We start from the raw sequence: 23,863 nt of genomic DNA on the forward strand, positions 1-23,863 counted from the left end.
CCCGAAGAAGCTCAGTCGGATCATCCAACTAACCAAGCTCGCCCAAGACGCTGGCATCACCTGATATGCCTGCTACTTTTCGGACGATGCACTAGAATCCCATCTCGGGAGGAGGAGTTGGCACTCTTCCGCGACCTGAGCCCGGTGGAAACTCAGCACCCCTTCATCCGGCGGGGAGGTCAGGAAGAGGGCGGGTATTTGGTGGCTGATGATCTTGAAGGCATCACCGCGCGTCTTTCTCCCCGGGGTGGATGTGAATTCGAGTTCTGAACTCGATTGTGCCGGGAGAAGCATGGAGGTGCTGATGGCAGACGCATTCGTTGATGCACCTGCTGACCGAAGCAGTGATCCAAGCCAGCCCAGCTTGGTTTTGCCGAAAGGGTAGGCATCCAACTTGGTGACCCTCGGAGCATCCGTGGGTTATCGAACTTATTCGGGTCGAAGATTGACCATCTTCAACTTCCGCTTTTCTTTGAGCGAACCGGCGACGGCGTGTCCCTTTGCAATGGATCGCAATTCGATGTGCTGATAGGTCCAACGAGATACGATGTAGCTGATGATCACGACAGCAGCGTAGATGGCGAGAGCCGATAGGGGCTGTGAAAGGAAAGCGGGGAACTTCCTCAAAAAGAGCACGCCCAGATTCCAAGTGATGAAGAAATGGACTAGGTAGATCGAAAAAGAGCATTCTCCAATTCGAGCTAAGATCTGGAAGCGAGGTAAAACTTCGATCAGGAGTGCGAAGCCAACAAACAGCATGCCAGCAACAAGAGGTGTGAAGTTCCAACCGAATGATTGAGGATGGAGGACCGCCAGAAGAACTCCAAGGGGAGCCATCATTCCGATCCCGAGAAAGCGAAAGACTTTTTGGTCTTTGAAATGGAAATAGATCATTCCCATCAGGAAGCAGGGGAGCTGATTGATCACCGAAAAATAGGCAAAGCTGTCATTTCCGGGCGGCTCAAGCCACCCCAAGGTCGAAAGAACCTTGGGTAGTGCGGAGGCCATAGGAATGCAGACGGCGATCAGGCACCCTAAGAGCCAAGGGCGATTTCGAGTGGCGAAAAATAGGAATGGAAAAAGCGAGTAAAAGAGAAACTCACAGCCAATGGACCACCCCCCCGGGACAACTTGATTGACGGCTGGCGGCCAGAGTCCATGAGTGAAAGTGAGGTTGGTAAGAAAGCCGCCGAGGGAAAAGGCCGATGGCTCTGTCCATGGAGTTTTGCCGAAAAGCTGATGGCTGGCTAAAGAGTAAAGTGTATAAAAAACTAAGGCGCAGAAGTAGAGGGGAGCGATACGAAACCAGCGTTTGATGAAGAAGGCTTGGTAGTCGCCTTGCCCCATCCGTGGAAGGCGATCCATGCTGTGACAAAGCGTGAAGGCTGACAGCATAAAGAACAACTGCACTCCATATTGTCCATATCGGGAAATATGGGTAATTCCCATGTCTTCGTCGAAATAGAAACCGATGTGAACGAAAGCGACCAGAAGCACCGCAAACCCGCGAAGTTCGTCGACGTATGCGAAGCGTTTGGGTGCCTGAGCTGCGACCGTAGACGAGGAAATTGGGCTCATGATTTCGTCGGAGAATCGCTCGTGATGAGGCGATCTGTGAAGGAGTGAATCCAAGATCCGCGGATGAAGAAGGCTTGGGGAAGCGTGGCCATGACTCCGAACATGAGAGCGAGCAGTCGTTCATCGAACGGATTCGAAGTCAGCGTGAGACTCAGGAAGCACGCGGTGAAAACAAGGGGCATGAAGGCGATCCAGTAGTCTGGGCCCGGCATCCCCGCATTGGCTTTTGCTGCCTTGATCGATTGCACGATGGTGGCGATGAACAATCCAATCACGCACAGCAGAGCGATGATTCCCCCGGAGAACATGGAATAGGTCCAAATCGAATGACCCGAAAACCACACGTCCACTCCGAGTTGTTCTTCCTTCGGATATACGAGGTAGATCTCGGGGAGGTAGGCGGCATCCCAATAGTAGGAGGCTCCAATACCCTTTCCGTAGAGGTAGGAGATGGGATCGGAGCCCAGGATGTGAAAGATGGCGGACGCTTCTGCTTCGCGCGTCAGCCAAGAAATGTCGCGAGTGGTATTTCGAAGGTTTGAGTAGTGGAAAAGGCGCTCATTCCATCGTTCGATGATGTGAGGTTGAACGATCCATGTGAGAAGGAGGGCGAATCCTCCCAATCCTCCCATCATGAAGATGGGCGCAAGTCTGCGAGGAACATCGCGCCACTGAAATGCACCCCATTTGACTCCTAGCAGAAAGCCGAGGCTTGCTGTGGCGCCTGCGGCTGCGATGGGAAGAATCAATGATCGCGTGATCGTGATGATGATCCCCACAAAAAGCACACCGCTTGCCATGATCGCAGTCCAATGAAGCCGTGGCCTGAGGAGGATGGAGCAAGCAATGAAGGCTGTGAGCCATGCCGTTGCCAAGCTGAGAACCTCGGTTCTTACGGTATCGAGTTCAGCCCCTTTGAATAAGAATCCCTGAATCATTCGCCACACGACATTGATGCAGGCGGCGGCGAGAATCGGAGTGACGAGCTTGGCGGGCCGAACGCCGAGGCAGCTGGCAATGTGGACGTTGATCATGCCTGCGTAGCACAACATAAGGGGCAGGATGATGCGCAGCGATCGACCTGGATTGACCCCTTGGAGGAAGGCATTTCCGAGCATGTAGGCGAGGAAGGCTCCCCAGAAGGCGAGCATCCAGGCACCGGGGCGCACCGTGAGAGTCCGCCAGCCGAGCACGAGCAGGCCGCCGGTGGAACCGAGCGCCATCATGAGGAAAACCAGTTGGTCGAGTCCTGCACCCGCTCCTCCGGCCCGTGCTTCGGCCGCCCGATAGTCGAGGGAGAACGAAAGCATGAAAATCCAGAAAAGCGCTTCCACCACCACGCGAAGCCGGGTGCGGGGAAAGGACACGGGGTCCTCGCGGTCGTCGGGAGACATGGGACGAAATAGGGGGGTGGGTGCAGGCCCTTGAAAGGGAAGGACCCGGGCGGACGGCCCGCGCAGTCTAGGACTCAACGGTGGAACCGTCAACTAGCCGGGGGAACGCGTCATCGCGGGTGGTGCCGGGCGGACGGGGGAGGTGACGGTTTGGGCGGAAATGGCGAACTCCTGTGAAAACTCGGCCAATCGCTGCGTATCCCGCCATCATGCGGATCGTTTCCTTGATTCTCGGTGCCTTTCTCGGCGCGGCCCAAGCGGTGCCGCCGGAGGTGGCGTGGGAGGAAACGATCCAGCCGATGCTGCTCGAGTATTGCTTCGACTGCCATGGGGATGGTGTGAAGAAGGGCGAACTCGATCTTGATCGATTTTCGGACATCCCCTCGATGCAGGCGGATCGCGAGGTGTGGAAGCGGATTCGGCTCAATTTGGAGCAGCATTTGATGCCTCCGCCGGATGAATATCAACCGGCGGCGGAAGAGCGCCAGGCATGGATCGATTGGATCGATGCGGCAGTCTTTCCCGTCGATCCCGACCACCCAGATCCGGGTCGTGTCACCCTGAGAAGGCTCAATCGGATCGAGTATCAGAATACTTTGCGCGATCTTCTGGGGATCGATTTGCGAGTGGTCGAATTGTTGCCGCCGGATGACTCGGGGTACGGCTTCGACACCATTGGGGATGTGCTGACTCTATCCCCGGCGCATCTGGACAAGTATTTGGATGCGGCGCGGTTAGCGGTCGGCAAGGCGGTTCATCTAGGCCCGATGCCTTTTCCGAAGCAGAAGCGGCTTGGACGCAAGCTGGGGGGAGATGGCAGGGCTGACGGAAACGGGAAGTTCCTTCATACCAATGGCGTGGTGAGCACGGAGTTCAGTGGTCTGACCTCGGGGCGCTATCGTCTGGAGGTGAAGGCAGGAGGAACTCGTGGGCCTTCCGGGGCCCCGACCATGCGGGTGGAGGTCGACGGCCAATCCCTTGGAGAGATCACTGCCACGGCTTCTATGGAGAATCCTGAAGTGCTGGTCATGGACTTGGCGGTGGAAGGTTCGGATCGCGCAAAGATCGCTCTGCATTTCATCAATGATTCGTGGGATGAAAAGGCGGAGCCGGAAGCTCGGGACACGAATCTGCGGCTGGAGTCGGTGGCTTTGGTGGGGCCGCTGGATGGACCGCGATTGCCAAAGCCGGCCTCGCATCGTCGGATTTTTGGCGAGGGAGATTTGCGAGGTGATCAGGACGAGGAGGTGAGACGGATTTTCCGGGATTTCGCCCGTCGGGCTTTCCGACGGCCGGTGGAGGCAGAGGAGATCGATCGTTACCTCGGTCTGTTTCACGCATTGCGCAGCGAGGAAATGGCTGCCGACGAAGCGGTGGCAATGGGTTTGGAAACGATGCTGGTGTCCCCGTCCTTTTTGTATCGGGAGGAGCCGCAACCGGAGCCCGATGAACCGGGTTCGGTGCATGAGATTGGTGAGCATGCGCTGGCGTCGCGACTGTCGTATTTCCTGTGGTCGACGATGCCGGACGAGCGGCTGATGATGCTGGCGGACGAGGGGAAGTTGCGGGAGCAATGGACTCAGGAGGTCGAGAGGATGGTCGCCTCGGATCGAATTTCGGCGTTGGTGTCGAATTTCGGTGGGCAATGGTTGCAACTGCGCGATTTGGCGGCTTCGCGTCCATCGCCTCGATTTTTCCGGGATTTTGATTTGGCACTTCGCGGCGACATGCGGCGGGAAACGGAGCATTTTCTTGGGTATTTGCTGCGGGAAGATCGACCGGTCACGGAGTTGTTGAATGCCTCCTATTCGTTTTTGAATGAGCGGCTTGCGCATCATTATGGGATCGCAGGGGTTGAGGGTCCGGAGTTTCGTCTGGTGGATTTGGAGGGCACGCCGCGCCGGGGACTGCTCGGCCAGGGATCGTTTCATTTGCTGACCTCCCTTCCGACTCGGACGTCTCCGGTGATGCGGGGCAAGTATGTGCTGGAGAATTTGCTCGATACTCCTCCGCCACCTCCCCCGCCGAATGTGCCGCAACTCGATCCCCCACAGGGTGGAGGCAAGGAGCATTTGTCCCTGCGCGAGCAGATGGAGAAGCATCGTCAGGATCCGAACTGCTCAGCCTGCCATGCGTTGATGGACCCGATTGGATTTGGTCTGGAGAACTTCGATGCGGATGGCACATGGCGGACGGAGGACCATGGAAAGCCACTGGACGTGAGTGGTGAATTGGTGGGTGGACGAGCCTTCACCGGGGCGGGGGAATTGCGGGAGATCCTGGTGCGGGAGCACCGCGAGGAGTTGCTTCGATCCGTGGCGTCGAAGATTCTGACCTACGCTTTGGGGCGGGGGACGGATTGGTATGACAAACCTGCACTGGATCGCATTTTGGCGGAAACCGAAGCGACGGGTGGAGGGTTTCGTGCGATGATCCATGCCGTCACCCGCTCGGTGCCCTTTCAAAAGCGACGGGGAGATGGATGAAACATTTCCTCCCTGATCTTGCGTAGCCCCATTTGCCATGACCTCGCGACGCCACTTTCTTCAAGGCCTGGCCGCCACGCTGGCCCTGCCCTCACTGGAAGCCTTCGGATCTCCGGTAGGTTCGCTTGCCGCCGCGCCGCGGCGCCTTGCCTTCGTGTATGTGCCCAACGGGGTGAATCTATCGCGATGGTTGCCGCAAGGGGACACTCTTGCTTTCGCGGATTCGCTGGCACCCCTCGCAGGGCTGGAGAAGCACATTTCCCTGCTAAGGCATCTGGATCACGATAAGGCCCGGGCCAACGGGGATGGTGCCGGAGATCACGCCCGGGCGAATGCAACGTTCCTGACGGGTTGTCAGGCGCGGAAGACTGCTGGGGCGGATATCCGGGCCGGTATTTCAGTGGATCAGATCGCGGCGCGCCAGATGGGGCATGAAACTCGCCTCCCTTCGCTGGAGCTTTCGACCGATCCGGCGCGGCGTTCCGGGCAGTGCGATTCGGGTTACTCGTGTGCCTATCAGTTCAACCTTTCCTGGCTGGATGAAGACACGCCTGCTCCGGCGGAGCGGGATCCCCGTTTGGTCTTTGAGAAGCTTTTTGGTTCGGGCAATGCCAAGCAGGACGCGGCGCGCCGCGTCCGCCGCAAGAGCATCCTCGACTTTGTGCGCGGCGACGCGAAGCGCCTGCAAGGGCGCCTGGGAGCCACGGACCGCGGCAAAGTGGAGGAGTATCTGACCTCCGTGCGTGCATTGGAAAAACGGATCGAGAGTGCAGAGAATCATCATCCGCCCCAACCTCCGATTGCCTGTCCGGCAGGGATTCCCGAAAGCTACGCGGAGCACATTCAACTGCAGTTCGAACTGATGGCGCTGGCGTTTCAGACCGACAGCACTCGGGTTTCCACCTTTTTGTTGGCGCACGATGGATCGAACCGGCCGTTCCCTGAGCTTGGAATTGCCAATGGTCACCATTCGATTTCCCACCACCGCAATGACACGGAGCTGCTTGATCAAATCGCGACGATTGACCGTTTTTACGCTGAGCAGTTTGCTGGGTTTCTGCGTCGCATGGCCGAGACGCCGGATGGCGAGGGCTCGCTTCTCGACCATTCGATGATCGTTTACGGAAGCGGCATCGGCGATGGCAACCGCCACAATCACGACGACCTTCCGCTGCTTCTTGCGGGCGGCGGCGGCGGCTCGCTCCAGCCAGGCCAGATTCTTCATGCGGCTGAGGGAACGCCGATGACGAATCTTCACCTCGCCCTGTTGGAGCGGATGGGAGTGCAGGCCGAGCGGGTCGGAGATTCGACTGGGGTGCTGGCGGGAATCTGATGGGTCAGTTTTTTCGATGAAGATTCTGTTGCTGTGGGTCCTGGCCTTGGCGGTCAGAGTTCACGCGGAGCGTCCGCGGCCGAACATCGTGTTTCTGTTTTCTGACGATCATGCGTTGCAGGCGATCAGCGCCTATGGCTCGAAGCTTACGACCACACCGCAGATCGATCGGCTCGCTGAAGCGGGGGCGGTTTTTGAAAACTCTTTTTGTGCCAATTCGTTGTGCGGTCCCTCGCGGGCGTGCATCCTCACTGGGAAGCACAGCCACGTGAATGGATTTCGGCGCAATTCAAATCGCTTTGATGGTGATCAGCCGACTTTTCCGAAGATGCTTCAGGCGGCTGGCTATCAGACGGCGATCTTTGGGAAGTGGCACTTGGGGAGTGATCCCCAAGGATTCGATCATTGGGAGGTGTTGCCTGGGCAAGGGCACTACTACAATCCGGACTTCCGCCAGATGGATGGGAGCTTGCGTCGCTACCCAGGGTACTCGACCGACGTGATTGCGGACCGAGCGATGGAGTGGTTGGGAAGTCGCGATCCATCGCGGCCATTTCTCCTGATGTGCCAGTTCAAGGCACCGCATCGTGGATGGTCACCAGCGCCGCGGTTCTTGGATCGATTGGAAGGGGAAGTCCTCCCTCAGCCGGAGACTTTCGGCGATCATTACGAGGGGCGCAGTGGTTTGCTGAAGGAGAACGAGATGTCGATCGCCAAGGATCTTCAGTGGGCGCATGACCTGAAATTCAAGGGGCCAAACCGGTTTCCGGAATTCTTCGCCTCCGGGATGAAGAATGAGGAATATGGACGGATGAGTCCGGCCCAGAAGAAAGCATGGGATGACTACTATGAGCCGAGAAATGAAAAATTTCTCGCTGAGCTGGAAGCCGGAAGCCTGACGGATCGCGATGTGGTCGATTGGAAGTTTCAGCGATTTTTGAGCGATTACCTGAAGTGCGTGGCTGCGGTGGATGAAAATGTGGGGCGGGTCCTGGACGAACTGGATCGGCGCGGGCTGGCCGAGAACACGCTGGTGGTTTATGCCTCCGATCAGGGTTTTTATCTGGGGGAGCATGGGTGGTTCGACAAACGGTGGATGTTTGAGGAGTCCATGCGGATGCCTTTGTTGATGCGGTGGCCAGGGGTCATCGAGGCCGGGAGTCGGCCGACGGCGTTGGTGCAGAATATTGACTATGCGCCGACCTTTCTCGAGGCGGCGGGGGTTCCGATTTCTTCCGACATTCAGGGTCGTAGTTTGATGCCAGTGATTGAGCATCCCAAGGTCCTGCCCAGTGGTTGGCGAGATGCAGTTTACTATGCCTACTACGAGAATGATGCGATTCACGAGGTGCCCGAGCACGATGGGATTCGCAACGATCGTTACAAACTGATGCGATTTCCCCGCACGCGGGAGTGGCAACTTTTTGATCTCGTGGAAGATCCCCACGAGCTGCGAAGCGTGCATGACGACCCACTGTACCGAGAGGTTTTCGAGGGCATGAAAAAGCGCTACTTTGATCTCCGGAAGTTCTTTGGTGTGCAGTCGGCCATCATTCCCTCGACCCGTGGCGACGAGCGTCAGGGGAAGGAACGCACCTGGAAAAAGCGCAATGCGAGGCTGACTCGACTGGCAAGTGAGGGTCCCTACGATCTGGCCTTCATCGGGGATTCGATCACGCACGGTTGGGAAAGCACCGGTAAGCAGGTTTGGCAGGATCGCTACGGCAAGCTCAAGGCGATCAATCTAGGCATTGGGGGGGACCGTACGGAACATGTGTTGTGGCGGTTGACGGAAGGACGGCAATGCGAAGCGAAACCCAAGGTGGCGGTGGTGATGATAGGCACCAACAACACCGGGCATTGGATGCAGGAACCTCAGGAGGTTGCCGAGGGTGTGAAGGTGATTTTAGAGACGCTCCGAGAGCAAACTCCGGACACCCGGGTGTTGCTTTTGGGGATCTTTCCCCGAGGGGAGACGGCGTGGGATCCGGCGCGCTTGAACAATCGGGCGATCAACGACCGCCTGCGAACTTTCGCTGATGGTGAGCGGGTCCGTTATCTCGATGTGGGTGGGGTCTTTCTCGAAGAAGACGGGAGGTTGTCGCGCGAGATCATGCCGGATCTGCTTCATCTATCCGCGGAAGGATACCGGCGCTGGGCGGATGCCATTGCGGGGCCGTTGGCCGAGTGGGGAATCGAATGAGAAGCGTTCCCAGGAGGCGGGTGCGATAGTAACGTTTGAAGAGCCATCGAGGGGGCGAGGAGGTCGTGGGGGATCAGTCGGCTTCCCGTCCTGGGACTTGTTCCAGCAGATCCCGGCGATAGAGTGGGGGGGGTGGAAACTCTCTATGATGCGATTCTATCGTTACTGCTCTGACGCGGTGAGTCCTTATACTGGGGAGCGGTATGGGATTTTTGTCGCCGTATGGCATTTGGTTCGAGATGGCCGGGTGACGGAGGATGAGGAAAGGGAATACTGGGACCACCGGAATTGGTATGAGGAGCATTTGCCCCTTCCTCCATTCTATGCAGAGGGGAACCCCCGGAGGGCGATTACTTGGTTTAAGGAATCCGCGATGGAGCATCCTCTTTTGAGCCGCCTTTCGTTCTACAAGGGTCTTGCTGAAAAATACCAACTGAGAATGGAGGTCGAATCGACTGATCAACCGGGAGAAATCCTCTATGAGGATGATTTTCAGGTGGCGGCGGTGCGCGTGAAGTTGGCGGGTCGGGTGGAGGGATGATCCCCGCGGAGACTGATCGAGGGCGGAGAGGCGGCGGCCTCAAGCAGCGCGTTTGCGGCGGCGCCGGGGGCGAATGGGGCGGGGTTCGTGAGGCGGTTCATCACCGTCATGCTCGGGCTGCCACCAGCCGGGTTCGAGGGGAGGAAGGCCGAAGGCAGCGCGGGCGCGATCGCAATCGGGATTGGGTTCGCCATTTTCCCAGGAGGCGGCGAAATCGCGACATGGGGACGAGCGGGCAGGATGGATGGAGCAAAAGACCGCCTCGCCCACGGTGCCATGGAGGGCAATGCAGCGGGGAGGTTTGGAGAGAGTGCCGAGCATGGCAACGCGGTGAGGCGTGACCTGGGAGGTCATTTCCTCGGGAACGCCATCGGGTCTGCCCGCAGTGGATTCTGCCCAGTGAAAGGAGACCCGAAAGAACGCACAGCAAGCACCGCAGGTCATGCAGGGATTGGCCGGGTGGAGGGGAATGACGGGAATCGGGTCGGCCGACATGGGAGTGGTTGGGTGCGAGATCTGGTATCCGGCCGGGTGGGGAAAGCAAGCACGGTGAGGGGGCGGAGGTTCCGGCTGGGCAAAGCGATGACGGAGGGCATGTTCGGAAGCATGAAAAAGCTGGGGGTTGCATTGGGATTGCTCGCCACGACTTGGGCTTTGGCCTTGGGAGGGGTGAAGGGGGGGTGGGTGACCTGTTGGCCAGCAGCCGTGGCATTGGTCGGAATCTTGTTGAGTCGGCAGGCGATCGTGGGTTTGGCGGCGGGGGTGCTGGCAGGGGCTCTGTTGTTGGCTCAGGGGCGTCCAGTGGAGATGGTGAGGGTGGCGATGGAGGAGCATGGATTTCCATCCCTGGAGGGCTCCTGGCATGTCGGGGCGCTGGTGTTCACTTTGCTTTTGGGAGCATTTGCAGGGGTGCTGGAATCGTCAGGGGGATTTGCGGCGATCCTGCAACGGATGTTGGGCCGTGGTGCGGCGGATCGCCGGGTGCTGGGATCGGCCTATGCGATGGGTTTGCTTTGTTTCTTCGATGGGTTGGCGAACAGTTTGTTGGTCGGGAGGATTTGCCGGCAGGCGGCGGATCGGGCCGGAGTTTCCCGGGAGAAGCTCGCGTGGGTGGTGGACTCGACGAGTTCACCGGTGGCGTGTGTGGCGTTTGTTTCGACGTGGATTGCGACCCAGCTGACCTTGATTGGAGATAGTCTTCCGGGGGCGGATGCATACGGGCTGTATTTCCGGTCGATTGGGGCAAATCCGTACTGTGTGTTGACCTTGTTGTTGATTCCGGTGGCGGTGTTTTTCCGTTGGGAGCCGGGGCCGATGAAGGGGGCTCGGGCGGTGGATTTGGGGGATGATAAGGAGGCGATGGTGGCGACTGCGGCGTGGCGGGCCGTGGTGCCTCTGATGGTGTTGGCGGGATCGATTGCCATTTCGCTGCAGTGGTTTTCTGGAAATCCGGTGAGGGTCTTGTCGTTGGACGCATGGAGGCAGGCGGCGTCGAGTTCGGCGGGTCCGGTGGCCCTCGTGACGGGGGCGGTCGCGGGATTATTGGCGGCCTGGGGCTGTCATCCGAGGAGGGATCGGGCAGGAGCGGCGGCGGTGGCAGGAGCAGCGGGTTTGTTGCCCGCGTTGGTGATTCTGGTGTTGGCGTGGACTCTGGGGAGCGTGTTTCAGGCAATGGGGGCTGCGGAAGCTTTGCAGGGAACTTTGGGCCGGCATGTGGCGGCGCCATGGTTGCCGTTGGCGGTTTTTGGAACGGCGGCACTGACGTCCTTCGCCACGGGTTCTTCGTGGGGGACGATGGCCTTGGTGATGCCCCTTGCTCTAGGCTTGGCGACGGCGCAGGCGGGGTTCGATCCGGCGGCTCTTCCGGCCGTGATTGGGGCGGTTTTCGGTGGGGCGGTGTTTGGAGATCATGCGAGTCCGTTTTCGGATACGACGATTGTGAGTGCGCTGGCCTCGGGTTGTGAGCCAGTGGCGCATGTGGCGACCCAATGGCCCTATGCGGCGGTGGTGGCCGCGGTTTCGGCCGGTGTTTATGCCTTGATGGCAGTGGGTTGCGCCGCTCCACTGGCAACCGGTTTGGGGGCGTTGGGTTTGTTGGGTGGGGTGGTGGTGGCTTGTCGCCGAGCAAGTTTTTCAAATCGGCAATAAACCTTGGCGCGTTTTCGGGGGTAGTTTCCCGCTCCACAATGATGCTTCGAAGTCTGTTTCCTGCCCTTGCTGTTGTTGTTCTGAATGTGTGGATTCCGCTGGCGCGAGCGGATTCGGAGGAGGCGGTCGAATGGATCGATCCGATGATCGGAGCTGCGGATCGGGGGTCATGCCCGCCGGGCCCGGTTCTTCCACACGCCTCGGTGTATCCGAGCCCCGATACTGAGGAAACGGCAGCTTCGGGATACCAGCATGGCAGCCGGGTGGTGGGGTTTTCGCAGTTGCACGCGCTGGGGGCTGGGAGCAGCACGGTTTCCTTCGGGAACTTTTTGGTTTCGCCGCGTTTGGGTCCGGGCATGGGGGAGAAGGATCATGCTTCCGAGGTGACGGGGATGGAGGCGAAGCCTTGGGCGATGCGGACGAAGTTGGAGCGGTGGCAGACGGCGTGCACGGTGGTGCCAGCGCGGCGGGCCACCTTGTATGAGTTTGAGTTTCCGCGAGGAGAGGATGCGCGGATCTACTTCGATGTGGCCCGGAAGTTGGGCAAGAGCGATGGGATGGTGGAAGGCTCCGTTGCGATCGACGCGGAGGCAGGGACCATCTCGGGAGGTGGGACTTTTGATGGGAATTGGAATCCGGCTCCCTATGAGGTGTTTTTCTACGCGAAGGTGGATCGGAAACCGACGGGGGTAGGAACTTGGGAGAATGATCGAGTGGAGGAAGGGGGCACAGCCGCGCAGTTGAAGAACCGGGGCCGGTTGGGAGGGTGGATGGCGTTCGATCCCGAAGCCGAGGGCCCGGTGAAGTTGAAGGTGGCGGTCTCTTTCCGCTCGGTGGAAACGGCGAAGGCGTTTTTGGAAGCGGACTTGCCGGATTGGGATGCAGAGGCGCTGGAGGCGAAGGGTCGGCAGGCGTGGGTCGAGGCTCTGTCGCGGGTGGAGACCCCGGGGATTGATCCGGAAGAAGGACGGCGCCTGTACACCTCCTTGTTTCATAGTTTGATTCAGCCGCGGGATCGGACGGGAGATGCGGAGGATTTTCCGGAGACCGCGCCGTTTTGGGACGATCACTACACGTGTTGGGACACTTGGTTGACCTTGTTCCCTTTATTGACCGTGGTGCAACCGGAAGCACTGGCCTCCATGATCGATGGGTTTGGAGAGCGCTATGAACACCGGGGCCGGGCGGAAACGGCGTTCATTCAGGGAAGGGACTACCAAGTGGGGCAAGGGGGAGATGAGGTCGACCTGATCATCGCCGATGCTTTCGCCAAAAAGGTTCCGGGGATCGATTGGGGGAAGGTTTGGAAGTTGTTGGAGGCGCATGCCAAGCGCCGGATGCCGGATTATTTGAAGCTCGGGTATGTGGCGAGCGATGGGGAGCATGGCGACTACGATTGGCGGACCCGCTCGGGGTCATCGACCCTCGCATTTGCCTATGAAGACTGGGCGGTAGCTCAGGTGGCGCGAGGCCTGGGTCACCGGGCGGTGGCAGAGCGTCTGGAGAAGCGATCCGGGGCGTGGCGGGAAGTGTGGGACGAGAGTGCGACGGGGGACGGGTTCACCGGGTTCGTACGGGCGCGGAAAAAAAACGGGGAATTTAGTACGACGGGCCTGACGAAGGGGGATGATTTTTACCAGGGCACGGCATGGAACTATTCGTGGAATGTGCCGCACGAACGGGATGCGATGATTGAGAAGATGGGCGGGCGGGCGCGATTCCTCCAGCGGTTGGATTTCGCCTTCCGGCAGGAGAGCAACGCGTATGTGGACTACACCAATGAGGTGTGCTTTCACAGTACTTGGCTGTTCGCGCATGCGGGGCGACCTGCGCTCACGTCGCATTGGGCGGACCGGCTGCGGGATCACTACGGGGCCTATTCATTCCCTGGGGATGAGGATTCCGGGGCGATGTCTTCCCTGTATTTTTTCCTGACGGCGGGGATTTTCCCGGTAGCAGGCCAGGATTTGTATTATCTCCATGGGCCCCGCGTCCCTCAGATCGCGTTCGCTTTGGAGGGAGGAAAGTCGTTGGTGTTGGAGGCGGAGAATGCGGGGGGGGATAACCTCTTCATCCAATCCGTGACGTGGCAGGGCAAGCCATGGACTCGGCCGCGCATCCGTCATTCCGATTTGATGGCAGGGGGCACGCTTCATTTTGTGATGGGCCCGGTCCCGTCCTTGTGGGGAACGGGTGATGATTTCCAACCCGCCTTGGGAGGATCCCGGGTCGTGGAAGGATGGAAAGAGGTGGATGGGCGGCGGCGGGCGAAGGTTCCGACGGTCCATTTGGCGAAGGCCGGAGATGCGGTGACCTTGGTGGCGCGCTATGAGCCTGCGACTGCGGAAGAAGTGACCGATTTCCAGTGGGGGCTGGGGCCGTATTGGGCCACCACTTCGATCGAGAAAGACGGCGTGCGAGTTTTCCGCAAGGCGGACCAGATCGTGGCTCGGGATTCGCTGCCTGCGGCGGGAGCCGGAGCTTGCCGTCTGGTCTTGACCCTCCGCAGGAACGAGCAGGAGGGGATCGATTTTCTGGCCGCGGCCTACCGCGAGGCCGATGAAACTCTGATCGCCTCATTTACGGGCAGTGATCCGAAGCCGGAGGGATATCGATGGGAGGAAGCAACCCTCTCCACGGAAGGGAAAGGGTCGCTGAAAGCCGTGATGGTGACCCGCTAAAGGGGGGGCGCTCAGGGGAACATGCCGCGTTGGGCCTTGACGTCAGAGACTGTTTTGACAGCGAGAGCCTGAGCGGCAGTTCGGATGGGGAGCCGGAAGCGCTCTGCGAAGTTGAGAACGCGGGTGAAGGCCGCCTCCATCTGGGTTTCGAGGCGGGTGATGACTTCCCGTTCCGTCCACTGGTAGCGCTGGAGGTTCTGGACCCATTCGAAGTAGGAAACGGTGACACCACCGGCATTGCAGAGGACGTCGGGAATGATGAAGACGTCTCCGCGCTCGTTGAGAATCGCATCGGCGGCGGGAGTGGTCGGGCCGTTCGCCCCTTCGGCGAGAACTTTGCAGCGAAGCTTGGGCGCATTTTCCTGGGTAATGACCATGCCGGCAGCAGCAGGCGCGAGGATGTCGCAGGGCTGGCAGAGGAGCTCGGCTGGGTCGATGGCATCCGCTCCGGAGAATCCGCGCACGCCTCCCTGGTCGCGAGCGTGGGCGGAGAGTTGGGGAAGATCGAGCCCGGCATCGTTCCAGACGGCCCCAGTGATGTCGGCGATGCCGCGGACTTTGACGCCGTAGGAGGAAAGCGTGAGGGCGGTATGAAGGCCGACGTTGCCGAAGCCCTGGACCACCGCAGTGGCTTGGCCAATGGGCACGCCAAGCTTGTCGAGTGCCCGTGAGGCGAGGAATGCCACGCCGTGACCTGTGGCTCGGGTGCGACCGGCGGATCCCTGGAGGCAGAGGGGTTTTCCGGTGACGATGCCGGGGACGAGATGGCCGGCATGGGTGGCATAGGTATCGACCATCCATGCCATGGTTTGTTCGTTGGTCCCCATATCCGGGGCCATGACGTCAATGTCTTCACCGATGAAGGGAATCATCTCCATGGTGAAGCGGCGGGTGATGCGCTCCAGTTCTCCGGTGGAAAGCGCGCGGGGATCGCAGTTGATGCCTCCCTTGCCTCCGCCGAAGGGTAGGTTCATCAGGGCGCATTTCCAATTCATCCACATGGCGAGGGCGGCGACTTCGCCCAAATCAACGTCTGGGCTGTAGCGGAGTCCCCCTTTGACGGGACCTCGGGTGAGGTGGTGTTGGACGCGATGGCCAAAATAGACGCGGGTGGTGCCGTCGTCGTGGCGGACGGGGACCGTGACGGTGATGAGCCGCTTGGGCCATTTGCAGCGTTCGCGGAGTTCATCATTGAGCTCCAAGAAGTCAGCCACGCCATCGAATTGGGTGGCGGCCATGGAAAACATCGGATTGTTCAGGAGTTCGCTCCTCATGGGAAAATGGATAGATGCGGGTGAGGAGGGGCGCGAGGGAAATGGCGGTCTTTGCTCGTCGTTCCTCGTCATCGTTCCTAGCGTGGCTGGGAAATGGAGCGTCTCCGGGTCGATGGACGGTTTCTTCGCCGAGGGGCGGAGCGGGTATTCTTGCGCCTTGTGACTTACGGGCCCTTTCCAGGCGGCTGGCCGTGCGAGATGGCGGAGGAGTTCGTGAAGATCCGTGCAGCGGGATTTGATGGGGTGCGGCTGTATGGGTGGCCCTCTCGGGATTTGTTGGAAGGGGCGAGGGCGGCGGGATTGCTGGTGTTTGCGGCGGCGGAGTGGCCGCAATCGGTGGATTTCCGCGATGGGGAGGCGTTGGCGGTGGCACGAGCTTCGTTGGCGGGGGGGCTTGCGGAATCATCGGGGCACCCGGCACTGGCCGGGGTGTTCGTGGGCAATGAGGTGCCAGCGGATTTGGTGCGCTGGATGGGCCCGGAGTGGACGCGTCGGCAGCTTGAGTCCTTGGTGGAGTTTGGCCGCGAGAGGGCGCCGATGTTGATCTGGGCGTATGCCAACTACCCCACGACCGAGTATCTTGAGCCGGGACAGGCAGATCTGACGGCGATGAACGTGTATCTCGAGGACGTGGAGGCCTTGCGAAGGTATCTGAGACGTTTGCAGCAGATTGCCGGGGACCGGCCGGTATTGATTTCGGAGTTCGGTTTGGACTCCCAACGGCACGGGCCGGAGAGGCAAGCGGAGTTGCTCGCGGGGGCGGTGCGGGTGGCGAGGGAGGAGGGGGTAGCGGGAATGGCTTTGTATGCGTGGAGTGATCGTTGGTTCAATGCAGGAGAGGTCGTGGAGGATTGGTCGTTCGGGCTGACCGATCGGGAGGGTCAGGAAAAGCCAGCATTGGCGGCGGTGTCAGTGGCCTTCCGGGAGGCATTGCCCGAGCCGGAAATGCCGGGGTTTTCGGTGATTGTGTGCACCCGGAATGGGGGTGAAAGGATTGGGGCGTGTCTCCGGTCCTTGACGCAATTGAGGGGGCCGACGCCTGAGGTCGTGGTGGTGGACGATGGATCGACCGATGGGACCGCTTCGAGGGTCGCGGACGAATTCCCGGAGATTCGCTTGGTGAGCTTGCCGCCTTCGGGCCTGAGTGCGGCTCGAAATGCTGGTGCCGAGGTGGCCACGGGGGAAGTTCTTGCGTTCACGGACGACGATTGTGAGGTGGATCCGGATTGGTTGGTGGAGCTGGCGAAAGTGTTTGCGGCGGGCTGGGATGCAGCGGGGGGGCCGAACCTGCCTCCGCCACCCGCGGATGGGATTGCGGCAGCCATCGCCTCGGCGCCGGGCGCGGCCAGCCAGGTGATGCTCGACGATTTGGAAGCGGAGCACGTACCGGGTTGCAATCTGGCGGTGCGGAGGGGGGCGTTTTTTGCGATAGGTGGCTTTGATGGGCGGTTTCGAACTGCAGGCGACGACGTCGATTTCTGCTGGCGGCTTCGCGATGCGGGGATGCGCATCGGCTTCGCTCCGAACGCCTTCGTTTGGCACCACCGGCGTCCGTGCGCTCTGGGATATCTAAAACAGCAACGAGGATACGGCCGAGCGGAGGCTTTGTTGATGGCGAAGTTTCCCCAGCGCTTTTCACCGGCCGGGGATGCACGTTGGCAGGGGGTCATTTATACAGGTGCGCCGGTGCGGGCGACCGGTGAGGAGGTGATTTACCATGGCCCGATGGGGCTGGCGGGGTATCAAGGCGTTCTGGCACGCATGCAGCCGCTGCGTGATCTCGACGTGGCCTTTGATCGCCCATGGACGCGAGGCTTGTTGAAGGTGCTGAGTTGGCTGGCTCCACGCATCCGCGCAAAGGCGCGGACGGGGACTTGGATCGGCCCCGTTTCACCACCGAGAAAACCCCGGGCACCCGTGGTTCGCGAGTTTTCAGAGTGGTCGAAGCAGTCGCGGGAAGAGGTACTCCGCGACTGGCTTGAATCCGGCTGGCAGGCGGGCTCGGCGGGAGATGGGTGGGATTTGGAGAAGGGCGACCGCCGGGTCTTGATCGCGTGTGAAAAACACGATCACGGGGTGACACGAATTCTTAGAAGGGAGTGGAGGGAGAAGGGATGAAACGGAAGAGATCGAGGGCGGATACCCCCGATCTCTGAGCTCATTCATTCGAGTTCGATCCGATAGAAAGCGCGGCCCGAGGGTGCGGTGGTGTCGAGATAGATCCCTGAAGTTTCTCCGCCGGCGATTTCCTGGAAGTCGTCCAGGCCAGGAGCCGAGCGCTCAATGCGCACAGCGGCACCCCCTGAGTCGTAGTGCAGAGTTAGCCCGCCTGGTCCTCCTGTGACGTCGAGGATTCGGACGCCGGTGCCGGCAGCGGCTGTGGCGATCACGATGTCATCGACCCAAAAAGCCGAGCCGCTGTTACGAACTTCAAGATAGTTCGGACCGGTGGTGGGAACATCCTCCACGACGAAACCGTTGAGCAACTCGGTGCGATTCTGAGCGGATCCCAGAAGGGTGCCGTCCGCCGCCATCAAGGTGAAGGAGAAGGTTGGTGGGGAAGAACCATCCCAGCCGGAGCCGGAAATCCGCAGACGGTAGGGCACCTTGGTATCGCCAGGGTCATCGAGACTGCCATTGTCATCCGCATCCACAGAGACGGCCAAGGGGGATGCACTCAAGTCAACGAGGTCGATCCACGAGCCGCCATTTCCTGGAATGCCGTGGAAGACCTGCCACTTTGAGGCTTCGTAGCGGATATTGATTTCCGTGTAGTTCTCGCCATTCAGTTCTTCGCGGACCTTGAAATTGAAAATGCGGTTGTTGGTGCCGCCGATGGCGAACACCGCTTCGGCGACCCAAGTTCCACCACCGCTCCAGTACGGAGAAGAGCGTACCCATGTCGTTCCCATGGCAGATCCGCCATTCACTCGCGCTGCGGTCTGCGAACCAGCGAGGAGACCGGGTACGGCCCGAATCTGGGTGCCATCATTCCAGAACGCAAAGGGGTCGGCTCCCGAGGGGTCATTGCCTGGCACCTCAAAATCAAAGTTCGGGTTCAAGGCCGCGTTGGAAGTCGCGCCGGCAATCAGCGATTCAATCGGCGAAGAACTGGTGTCGGAGCTGACGACCTCGAAGGTGGTGCGCGCAGCGCTGGTCGAGGCTTCCCAGTTCAGAGTCAGGTTGGCGGTGGCGCCCGGATTGATCAGGAGTGGAAGCGCTTCCGCTACGGAGAAAGCAGCGTTCTCGAAATTCACTGCGGTGATCTCCAGGTTCTCGCTGTCGCCATCGTTGCGGAGGGTCAGGGTTCCCTGAGCGATGGGGGAGTCTTCGATCTTGGTGAACAGAATCGATGGGGTCCCCGCCACGGTGAGCGCCGCACCTGCTTGGGTGCCTTGATAGAGCGCGGAGAAGTCCACCCAGAACGGTGGCACGTAGCCGGCGAGCTCGTTGGAATCGCTTTGGTCGGCGCTGGTGAAGAGATGCGCGGCCGGGCCGGTGGTTTCCCCACTGGTCCCATGCCATATCGTCAGAGCGGAAGAGCTGAGTTCATCGGTGAGTCCACTTTCGGTCACTTGGGCGACCTGAATCTGATAGAAGGCCGAGCTGGTTCCGAATCCGCTGCCCGAAATGGCGACACGGTAGGCGGCGACGGTATCTCCCGTAGCGGGATCGAGCACACCATCGGCATTGGCATCTACCGAGCCTGCTAAGTCGGCGGCGATAGCCAATTGCCAGGATTCAGTCAGCCCATCGAAAACGTAGAATCCGGGAGTGCCATTGCTGGTGATACCATCCGGCATGTAGGCGAGGTTGATGAGCACATTGGCGGTGTCCGCAGGGGTGATGGTGGCACCGCTGGCGACAGTGGTGTCGCTGGCAAGCAGCAGGTACTGCATGGCGCGATCGGTGAATCCGCCGTCAGCGGCCGCTCCGCTGTAGGGAGAGAAATCCGCCACTGGGGAAAAGAGGAACACAGCTTCGAAGTTGCTGGCGCCGTTCGGGACGGAAGTGCTTTGAGCGGCTCCGCCCACAGAGGAGCCACTAGGATCGCCGATTCCAAAGATGCGGATCGTGGAGGCGGAACCCGGAGTGAGCCCGGTGCTCAGACGTGCGTGTCCACCTGCCCAATCGACGGCTGTTCCGGCACCGTCGGCGAACTTGGGGTTGGGGTTCATTCGAGCTCCGGCGCGGAGCACGGTGGAGGTTGCGTCGATTTCGAGGGTATTTTCGTTGAGCTGAAGTGTTCCGGAAACCGGCTCCGAATCAGGACTGGGGAGAGGTTGGACGGAGATTTCGATCGAGTCTCCGACCGCGAGGTTGAATGGTGGAGCCAGGGGAGAGCCATTCTTGGAAATGGCGGTAATTTCAAAGCCCGCGGTGATGGTCACCGAGTCGACCGGGATATTTTGGGTCGGGCCTCCGTTGACGTATCGGATGGTGCGCTCGGGAAGCTCACCTCCATCATGAAAGGTGGTGCCGAAGTCCAGGTCGGGATCGGCCGTGGTGACATCGCGCAGGAGCACGGGGTCAATGCTGGATCCGGCCTGGGCGAGTCCGATTTCCTGTGGGTCGAGGAAGTCGTTGGTGGTGGGTTCGAACTCCAAACCTTCGACTCCGGCGATGTTGCCGATGCCAAGGTCATCGAGGCTGAAGGCGATGCCGCCGACAGTGCGGTTGAGGGTGCCATTGTCCGCACCCTCGGTGGTCCGGAAGTACGTATTGACGGCAAGAACGGGCAGAGATCCGTAGTCGAGGAGTCGGATGTAGGCGGAGAGCTTGCCCATGCGCTGGCCGGTGGCATCGAGCGGGTAGATCGTCATCCGATCGTTGATGGTGGCGTCATTTTCATTGGCCATCAGATAAATCAACGTGGAGCCAAACAGCGGCTGGCCAAATTGAACCTGAAAGTGGTGGTTCAGAGATCCGCTTTCGATGTCAAAGCTACCAATGGCTGCGGCGAGCGAGGATGGTGCTGTTTCAGAGAGGTGGATGTAGTCGGTGGAGCCTTTGAGATCGACGAAGGAAGTCGGTGCCACCAGAGAGGTATAGGATGTCTCGCCGACGTGGATTCCCGTCAAGGTCGGGCCGGAGAGGTCGATGGAATCGATGGGCAATTGGCCACGAGCGATCGTCGCCCACGTGGAGATCACGAGGACGGTAAGGTATGGGTTTTTCATGGGTTGTGTTCTCTGGATTTGAGAAGCAGGGCGGCTTAGGGCAGCGGTAAGCCGCCAGCGAGCTTCCATTTCAGATAGGGGATCATGTGCGCCTCGAGGGCGGCGGCGGTCGGATGAACGCCATCCGGGATCGCGGCTTCAAACGCGGCTGGGTCTCGCAGTTGAAGCGCTGCCCAATTGGGCTCGTGATCGATGAGACGCAGACCGCGGGCGGCGGCCACTTCTCGGTACATCTGAAAATAGTCCGCGAGCTCGGGTCGCAGGGTGGCGGATGCGTTGCTGCCAGCAGGAGAGTTCCAGACGGTATTCATCGTCTGCAGGATGCATTCGCTATCCGGCTGGGCGGCGTGGATTTGGTCGAGCATTTGCTCCAGATTCGTCCGGGCTTCAGCGACGGTGAGCGACGGTGTGCCATCGCTATAACGGAAGGCATCGTTGGTGCCGAATTCGAGGATCACGACGTCGGGTTGGTAGTCGAGAACCTTGGCCTGAAGTCGGGCCAATCCTTCGGCGGAGTTCTTTCCACTGAGTCCGCTGTTGATGACGGTCACCTGTCCCGGGTAGCGGGCCTCTAACCAATCGCGAACCACTCCCACCCAAGCTCCGTTGGCGGTAAGGCTTGTGCCGTAGGCAACCATGGTCAGGGGAGATCCAGCAGCGAGTTTCGGGAGAAAACCGGCCGGCTCTCCAGCGATTTGAGCACGGAAAAATCGGCGCTGCTCGGTGGTCGCGAGGTTGCGGCTGAGCGCATCGAGCGTGCCTTCATCGTCGCTCAGTGAGATCTTCAATTCGGCGGTGTCGGCCCCATTGCGGGAGAGTTCCGGGCCATCGAGGGTGAGGTCCTGAATCTCTGAGACGTCGTGCAACCCGAAGAGCGCGCGGTGGCGCTTCACTCCTTCGATGAGGAGGGCGTTGGATTGATCCGGATCGAGACCCAAAACTGCCTCCTGAATATCGGGCATGCCATCGCCATCGGAGTCGTCGTCCTCCGCGACAGGAGCGAATCCGGCTGCGTCGACCACGACGTATCCGTCTGCATCCGTGGTGCGGATTCGAATGCCCTGTCCTGGTTCTGAGGAGAATGGGAAGATGCCAAGGAGGTTCCATTTTCCTCCATGGGTGCGCTGGTTGACACGGACGGAGGCGGCGCCATCTGCATGCAGAATGTCGACAGGAATGGAGGTGGCACGGTTGGCGTGAGAGGTCCAGCGGAGGTAGACGCGTTGAAAGCCTGCCTGGCTCGGCTGAAAGGGGTAGAAGGCGCTGTTGCTGCCCTGGCCTTGATCGTTGTCGTGATGATAGCCCGAACCGACGAAACCTTCAGTACTCGAGCTTTCCAGCCAGGTGCCAACAAAGGTCACGGAAGGATCGGCATCATCCAGCACCACCTCTGGCTGTGGTGGAGGAAGTTCGCCAAGGGCCTGGCCAGCCGCGAGCAGGACGGGACGCAGCTGCGAGTAGCTGAGGTCCTGAACGGGGATGCCTTGATCCAGGGCCAGGTCCGCGGCCAAGGCGGCGGATTGCCCGAGAGCCATGAAGACGGGTTCCATGCGGATGGAGCCGAATGCCATATGTGAGGCGGAGAGGCTCCATGGGACCAGAAGGTTGGAGCACTCCGAGCGTTTTGGGATGATGGCGCGGTAGCCGATCGGATAGGGAGCGCTGAGGGCGGCTTGAATATCTCCTTCGTTGCGCACCTCCCCTTGGACCACTTGGCGGCGAACATGGTGGGAATCCATGGCGTAGGCGCCGAGAGCGATGGGGTCCGAGGCCACCTGAATGCCGCGACAATGGTCCTCCGTCATGACGAAGTCCGATACCATGCGGCGGGCTTCGCGGACGTAGATCTGCCAGGGCCAATGGTCGTTGTCCGTGAATTCATCAGCGGGCAGTCCCCATTTCTGATAGGCATTGCGAATCGCGGCGGGGACGCGGCTGTGGTTTTGCAGGGTCCAGACCAGGCCGCGTTGCCAATTCTCGTGTTGCTTGGCCAAGGCCGCTCGCTCGGCATGGGTGAGGGTGGTCCAATTCCAGCCGGGGCCGTAGTTCTTCCCGATGAAGTCGGTCGACATGCCGCTGGCATTGTTCGAGTCCGTCTTCCTGTTAGGCATCATGGAGAGCTTGAAGAAGGTGCTCGTTTGGCCGGCTTCGATCGCACGAAACAGCAACTCGTAGTCCGCCTCGTTATATCCTGCTGGCTGCGGAATGGGCACGCGGTTCTCCGCGACATCGGTGAGGACCATGCGATAGCAGAATGCCTGCAACCGTTCGTCGGCTTCGCCATCGGTGCCCGCCGGATCTCCGCTGACCCCGGCAATCAAACCGCTGGAGGGATCGCCAGGAGTGATGTAAGGGTCGATCCCCGAAGGCAGTTGGTTTTTGGTGGCTCGGGAGGTTTGAATGCCATTGTAGGTTTCGCCGTAGGTGGCATTCGCTTCTCGGCCGACGATGAAACTGACGCCTGCGCCCGGTAGCAGGTCTCCCTCATAGGAGGCATCAATGAACATGGCCCCGGGGAATTCGCGGCCATCTTCGAGGCGCAAGCTGGTGATCGAGGTGCCTTCGCGGAGGACTCCATTCTCCGGGTCCAAGAACCCATGGACGACGTTAACACCGGCTTCTTCGATGAGGTGGTCGAAGATGGCCTCGGCCACCTTGGGTTCGAAGACCGACGCGATCTCCTCGGCGCTGAGAAAGGCGGGGCCATTTTGCCCTGGCATGCTCAGGTTCTTCTCTTCCCAGTTCCAGGCCGAGTCATTCTGATAATGTTGGTAAGCGGCGGTGAAGAATTCACGGCTGAGGCCGCCTAAAATCTCGGTGTCTCCCAAATCGATCCATCCCAGTCCGCTCGAAGTAAGGCCCCCCAGGTGATCGGTGGGACTGATGAGCACGACCGAGCGACCGGAACGAGCGGCCTGGACGGCGGCGGTGACTCCGCCGGAGGTGCCGCCATAGACGATGATGTCCCGTGCAGGCTCGGCCGCGGAGAGGGAAAGGCTGCAGGACAACAAGAGCGATGGTAGGGATCGAAGCACGGCTGGAAGG

Annotated in this window: 13 protein-coding genes and 1 pseudogene; 8 read left to right on the top strand and 6 right to left on the bottom strand. The window is 60.1% G+C overall.

Translation table 11 applies throughout. From position 1 onward, the window contains the following. Positions 1–270: pseudogene (locus HNR46_RS20670) on the top strand (hypothetical protein); the annotation flags it as partial. Between the two features lie 159 nt (positions 271–429). On the opposite strand, the gene HNR46_RS15075 reads toward HNR46_RS20670, so the two are convergent. Then, positions 430–1,578, bottom strand: coding sequence for an acyltransferase family protein (locus HNR46_RS15075; protein WP_184020257.1), 1,149 nt, complete (start codon positions 1,576–1,578; stop codon positions 430–432). After that, positions 1,575–2,972 carry a hypothetical protein gene (locus HNR46_RS15080; protein WP_184020259.1) on the bottom strand — a complete coding sequence of 466 codons (1,398 nt, stop codon included), beginning with the start codon at positions 2,970–2,972 and terminating at the stop codon, positions 1,575–1,577. Before HNR46_RS15080 ends, HNR46_RS15075 begins: the two co-directional genes overlap by 4 nt. A gap of 209 nt (positions 2,973–3,181) precedes the next feature. Between HNR46_RS15080 and HNR46_RS15085 the strand changes: the two genes are divergently transcribed. The 4 genes from HNR46_RS15085 to HNR46_RS15100 all read left to right on the top strand — a co-directional run bounded on the left by HNR46_RS15085 (position 3,182) and on the right by HNR46_RS15100 (position 9,535). After that, entirely contained in the window at positions 3,182–5,458 is a 2,277-nt protein-coding gene (locus HNR46_RS15085) for a DUF1592 domain-containing protein (RefSeq protein WP_184020261.1), read from the top strand. Between the two features lie 37 nt (positions 5,459–5,495). Continuing rightward, positions 5,496–6,791 carry a DUF1552 domain-containing protein gene (locus HNR46_RS15090; protein WP_184020263.1) on the top strand — a complete coding sequence of 432 codons (1,296 nt, stop codon included), beginning with the start codon at positions 5,496–5,498 and terminating at the stop codon, positions 6,789–6,791. A 16-nt stretch (positions 6,792–6,807) separates the two neighbouring features. Next, positions 6,808–8,994, top strand: a complete 2,187-nt coding sequence (locus HNR46_RS15095) for a sulfatase-like hydrolase/transferase (RefSeq protein WP_184020264.1) — start codon at positions 6,808–6,810, stop codon at positions 8,992–8,994. Positions 8,995–9,172: 178 nt separating this feature from the next. Continuing rightward, positions 9,173–9,535: a hypothetical protein gene (locus tag HNR46_RS15100; RefSeq protein ID WP_184020266.1), complete on the top strand. Its 363-nt coding sequence runs from the start codon at positions 9,173–9,175 to the stop codon at positions 9,533–9,535. A 39-nt stretch (positions 9,536–9,574) separates the two neighbouring features. Here HNR46_RS15100 and HNR46_RS15105 read toward each other — a convergent pair whose 3' ends face one another. Next, positions 9,575–10,030: a YkgJ family cysteine cluster protein gene (locus tag HNR46_RS15105; protein ID WP_184020268.1), complete on the bottom strand. Its 456-nt coding sequence runs from the start codon at positions 10,028–10,030 to the stop codon at positions 9,575–9,577. Between the two features lie 111 nt (positions 10,031–10,141). Here HNR46_RS15105 and HNR46_RS15110 point away from each other — a divergent pair, with 111 nt between their 5' ends. Together HNR46_RS15110 and HNR46_RS15115 are read left to right on the top strand one after the other, a co-directional pair. After that, on the top strand, positions 10,142–11,683 hold the full coding sequence (locus HNR46_RS15110; RefSeq protein WP_184020270.1) for a Na+/H+ antiporter NhaC family protein: 1,542 nt from the start codon (positions 10,142–10,144) through the stop codon (positions 11,681–11,683). A 38-nt stretch (positions 11,684–11,721) separates the two neighbouring features. Next, positions 11,722–14,364: a GH92 family glycosyl hydrolase gene (locus HNR46_RS15115; protein ID WP_184020272.1), complete on the top strand. Its 2,643-nt coding sequence runs from the start codon at positions 11,722–11,724 to the stop codon at positions 14,362–14,364. 11 nt (positions 14,365–14,375) lie between these two features. On the opposite strand, the gene HNR46_RS15120 is transcribed toward HNR46_RS15115, so the two are convergent. Then, on the bottom strand, positions 14,376–15,638 hold the full coding sequence (locus HNR46_RS15120) for a Glu/Leu/Phe/Val family dehydrogenase (RefSeq protein WP_246418128.1): 1,263 nt from the start codon (positions 15,636–15,638) through the stop codon (positions 14,376–14,378). A gap of 93 nt (positions 15,639–15,731) precedes the next feature. Between HNR46_RS15120 and HNR46_RS21225 the strand changes: the two genes are divergently transcribed. Then, on the top strand, positions 15,732–17,756 hold the full coding sequence (locus HNR46_RS21225) for a glycosyltransferase (protein WP_184020274.1): 2,025 nt from the start codon (positions 15,732–15,734) through the stop codon (positions 17,754–17,756). A gap of 44 nt (positions 17,757–17,800) precedes the next feature. On the opposite strand, the gene HNR46_RS15130 is transcribed toward HNR46_RS21225, so the two are convergent. Together HNR46_RS15130 and HNR46_RS15135 are read right to left on the bottom strand one after the other, a co-directional pair. After that, positions 17,801–20,818 (bottom strand): hypothetical protein, encoded by a 3,018-nt coding sequence (locus tag HNR46_RS15130; protein WP_184020276.1) that lies wholly within the window; start codon positions 20,816–20,818, stop codon positions 17,801–17,803. Positions 20,819–20,853: 35 nt separating this feature from the next. Continuing rightward, positions 20,854–23,853, bottom strand: a complete 3,000-nt coding sequence (locus HNR46_RS15135) for an FAD-dependent oxidoreductase (protein ID WP_184020278.1) — start codon at positions 23,851–23,853, stop codon at positions 20,854–20,856. Positions 23,854–23,863: the final 10 nt, after the last annotated feature.

This window comes from Haloferula luteola, from assembly GCF_014201715.1.
Taxonomy (GTDB): Bacteria; Verrucomicrobiota; Verrucomicrobiia; order Verrucomicrobiales; family Akkermansiaceae; genus Haloferula; species Haloferula luteola.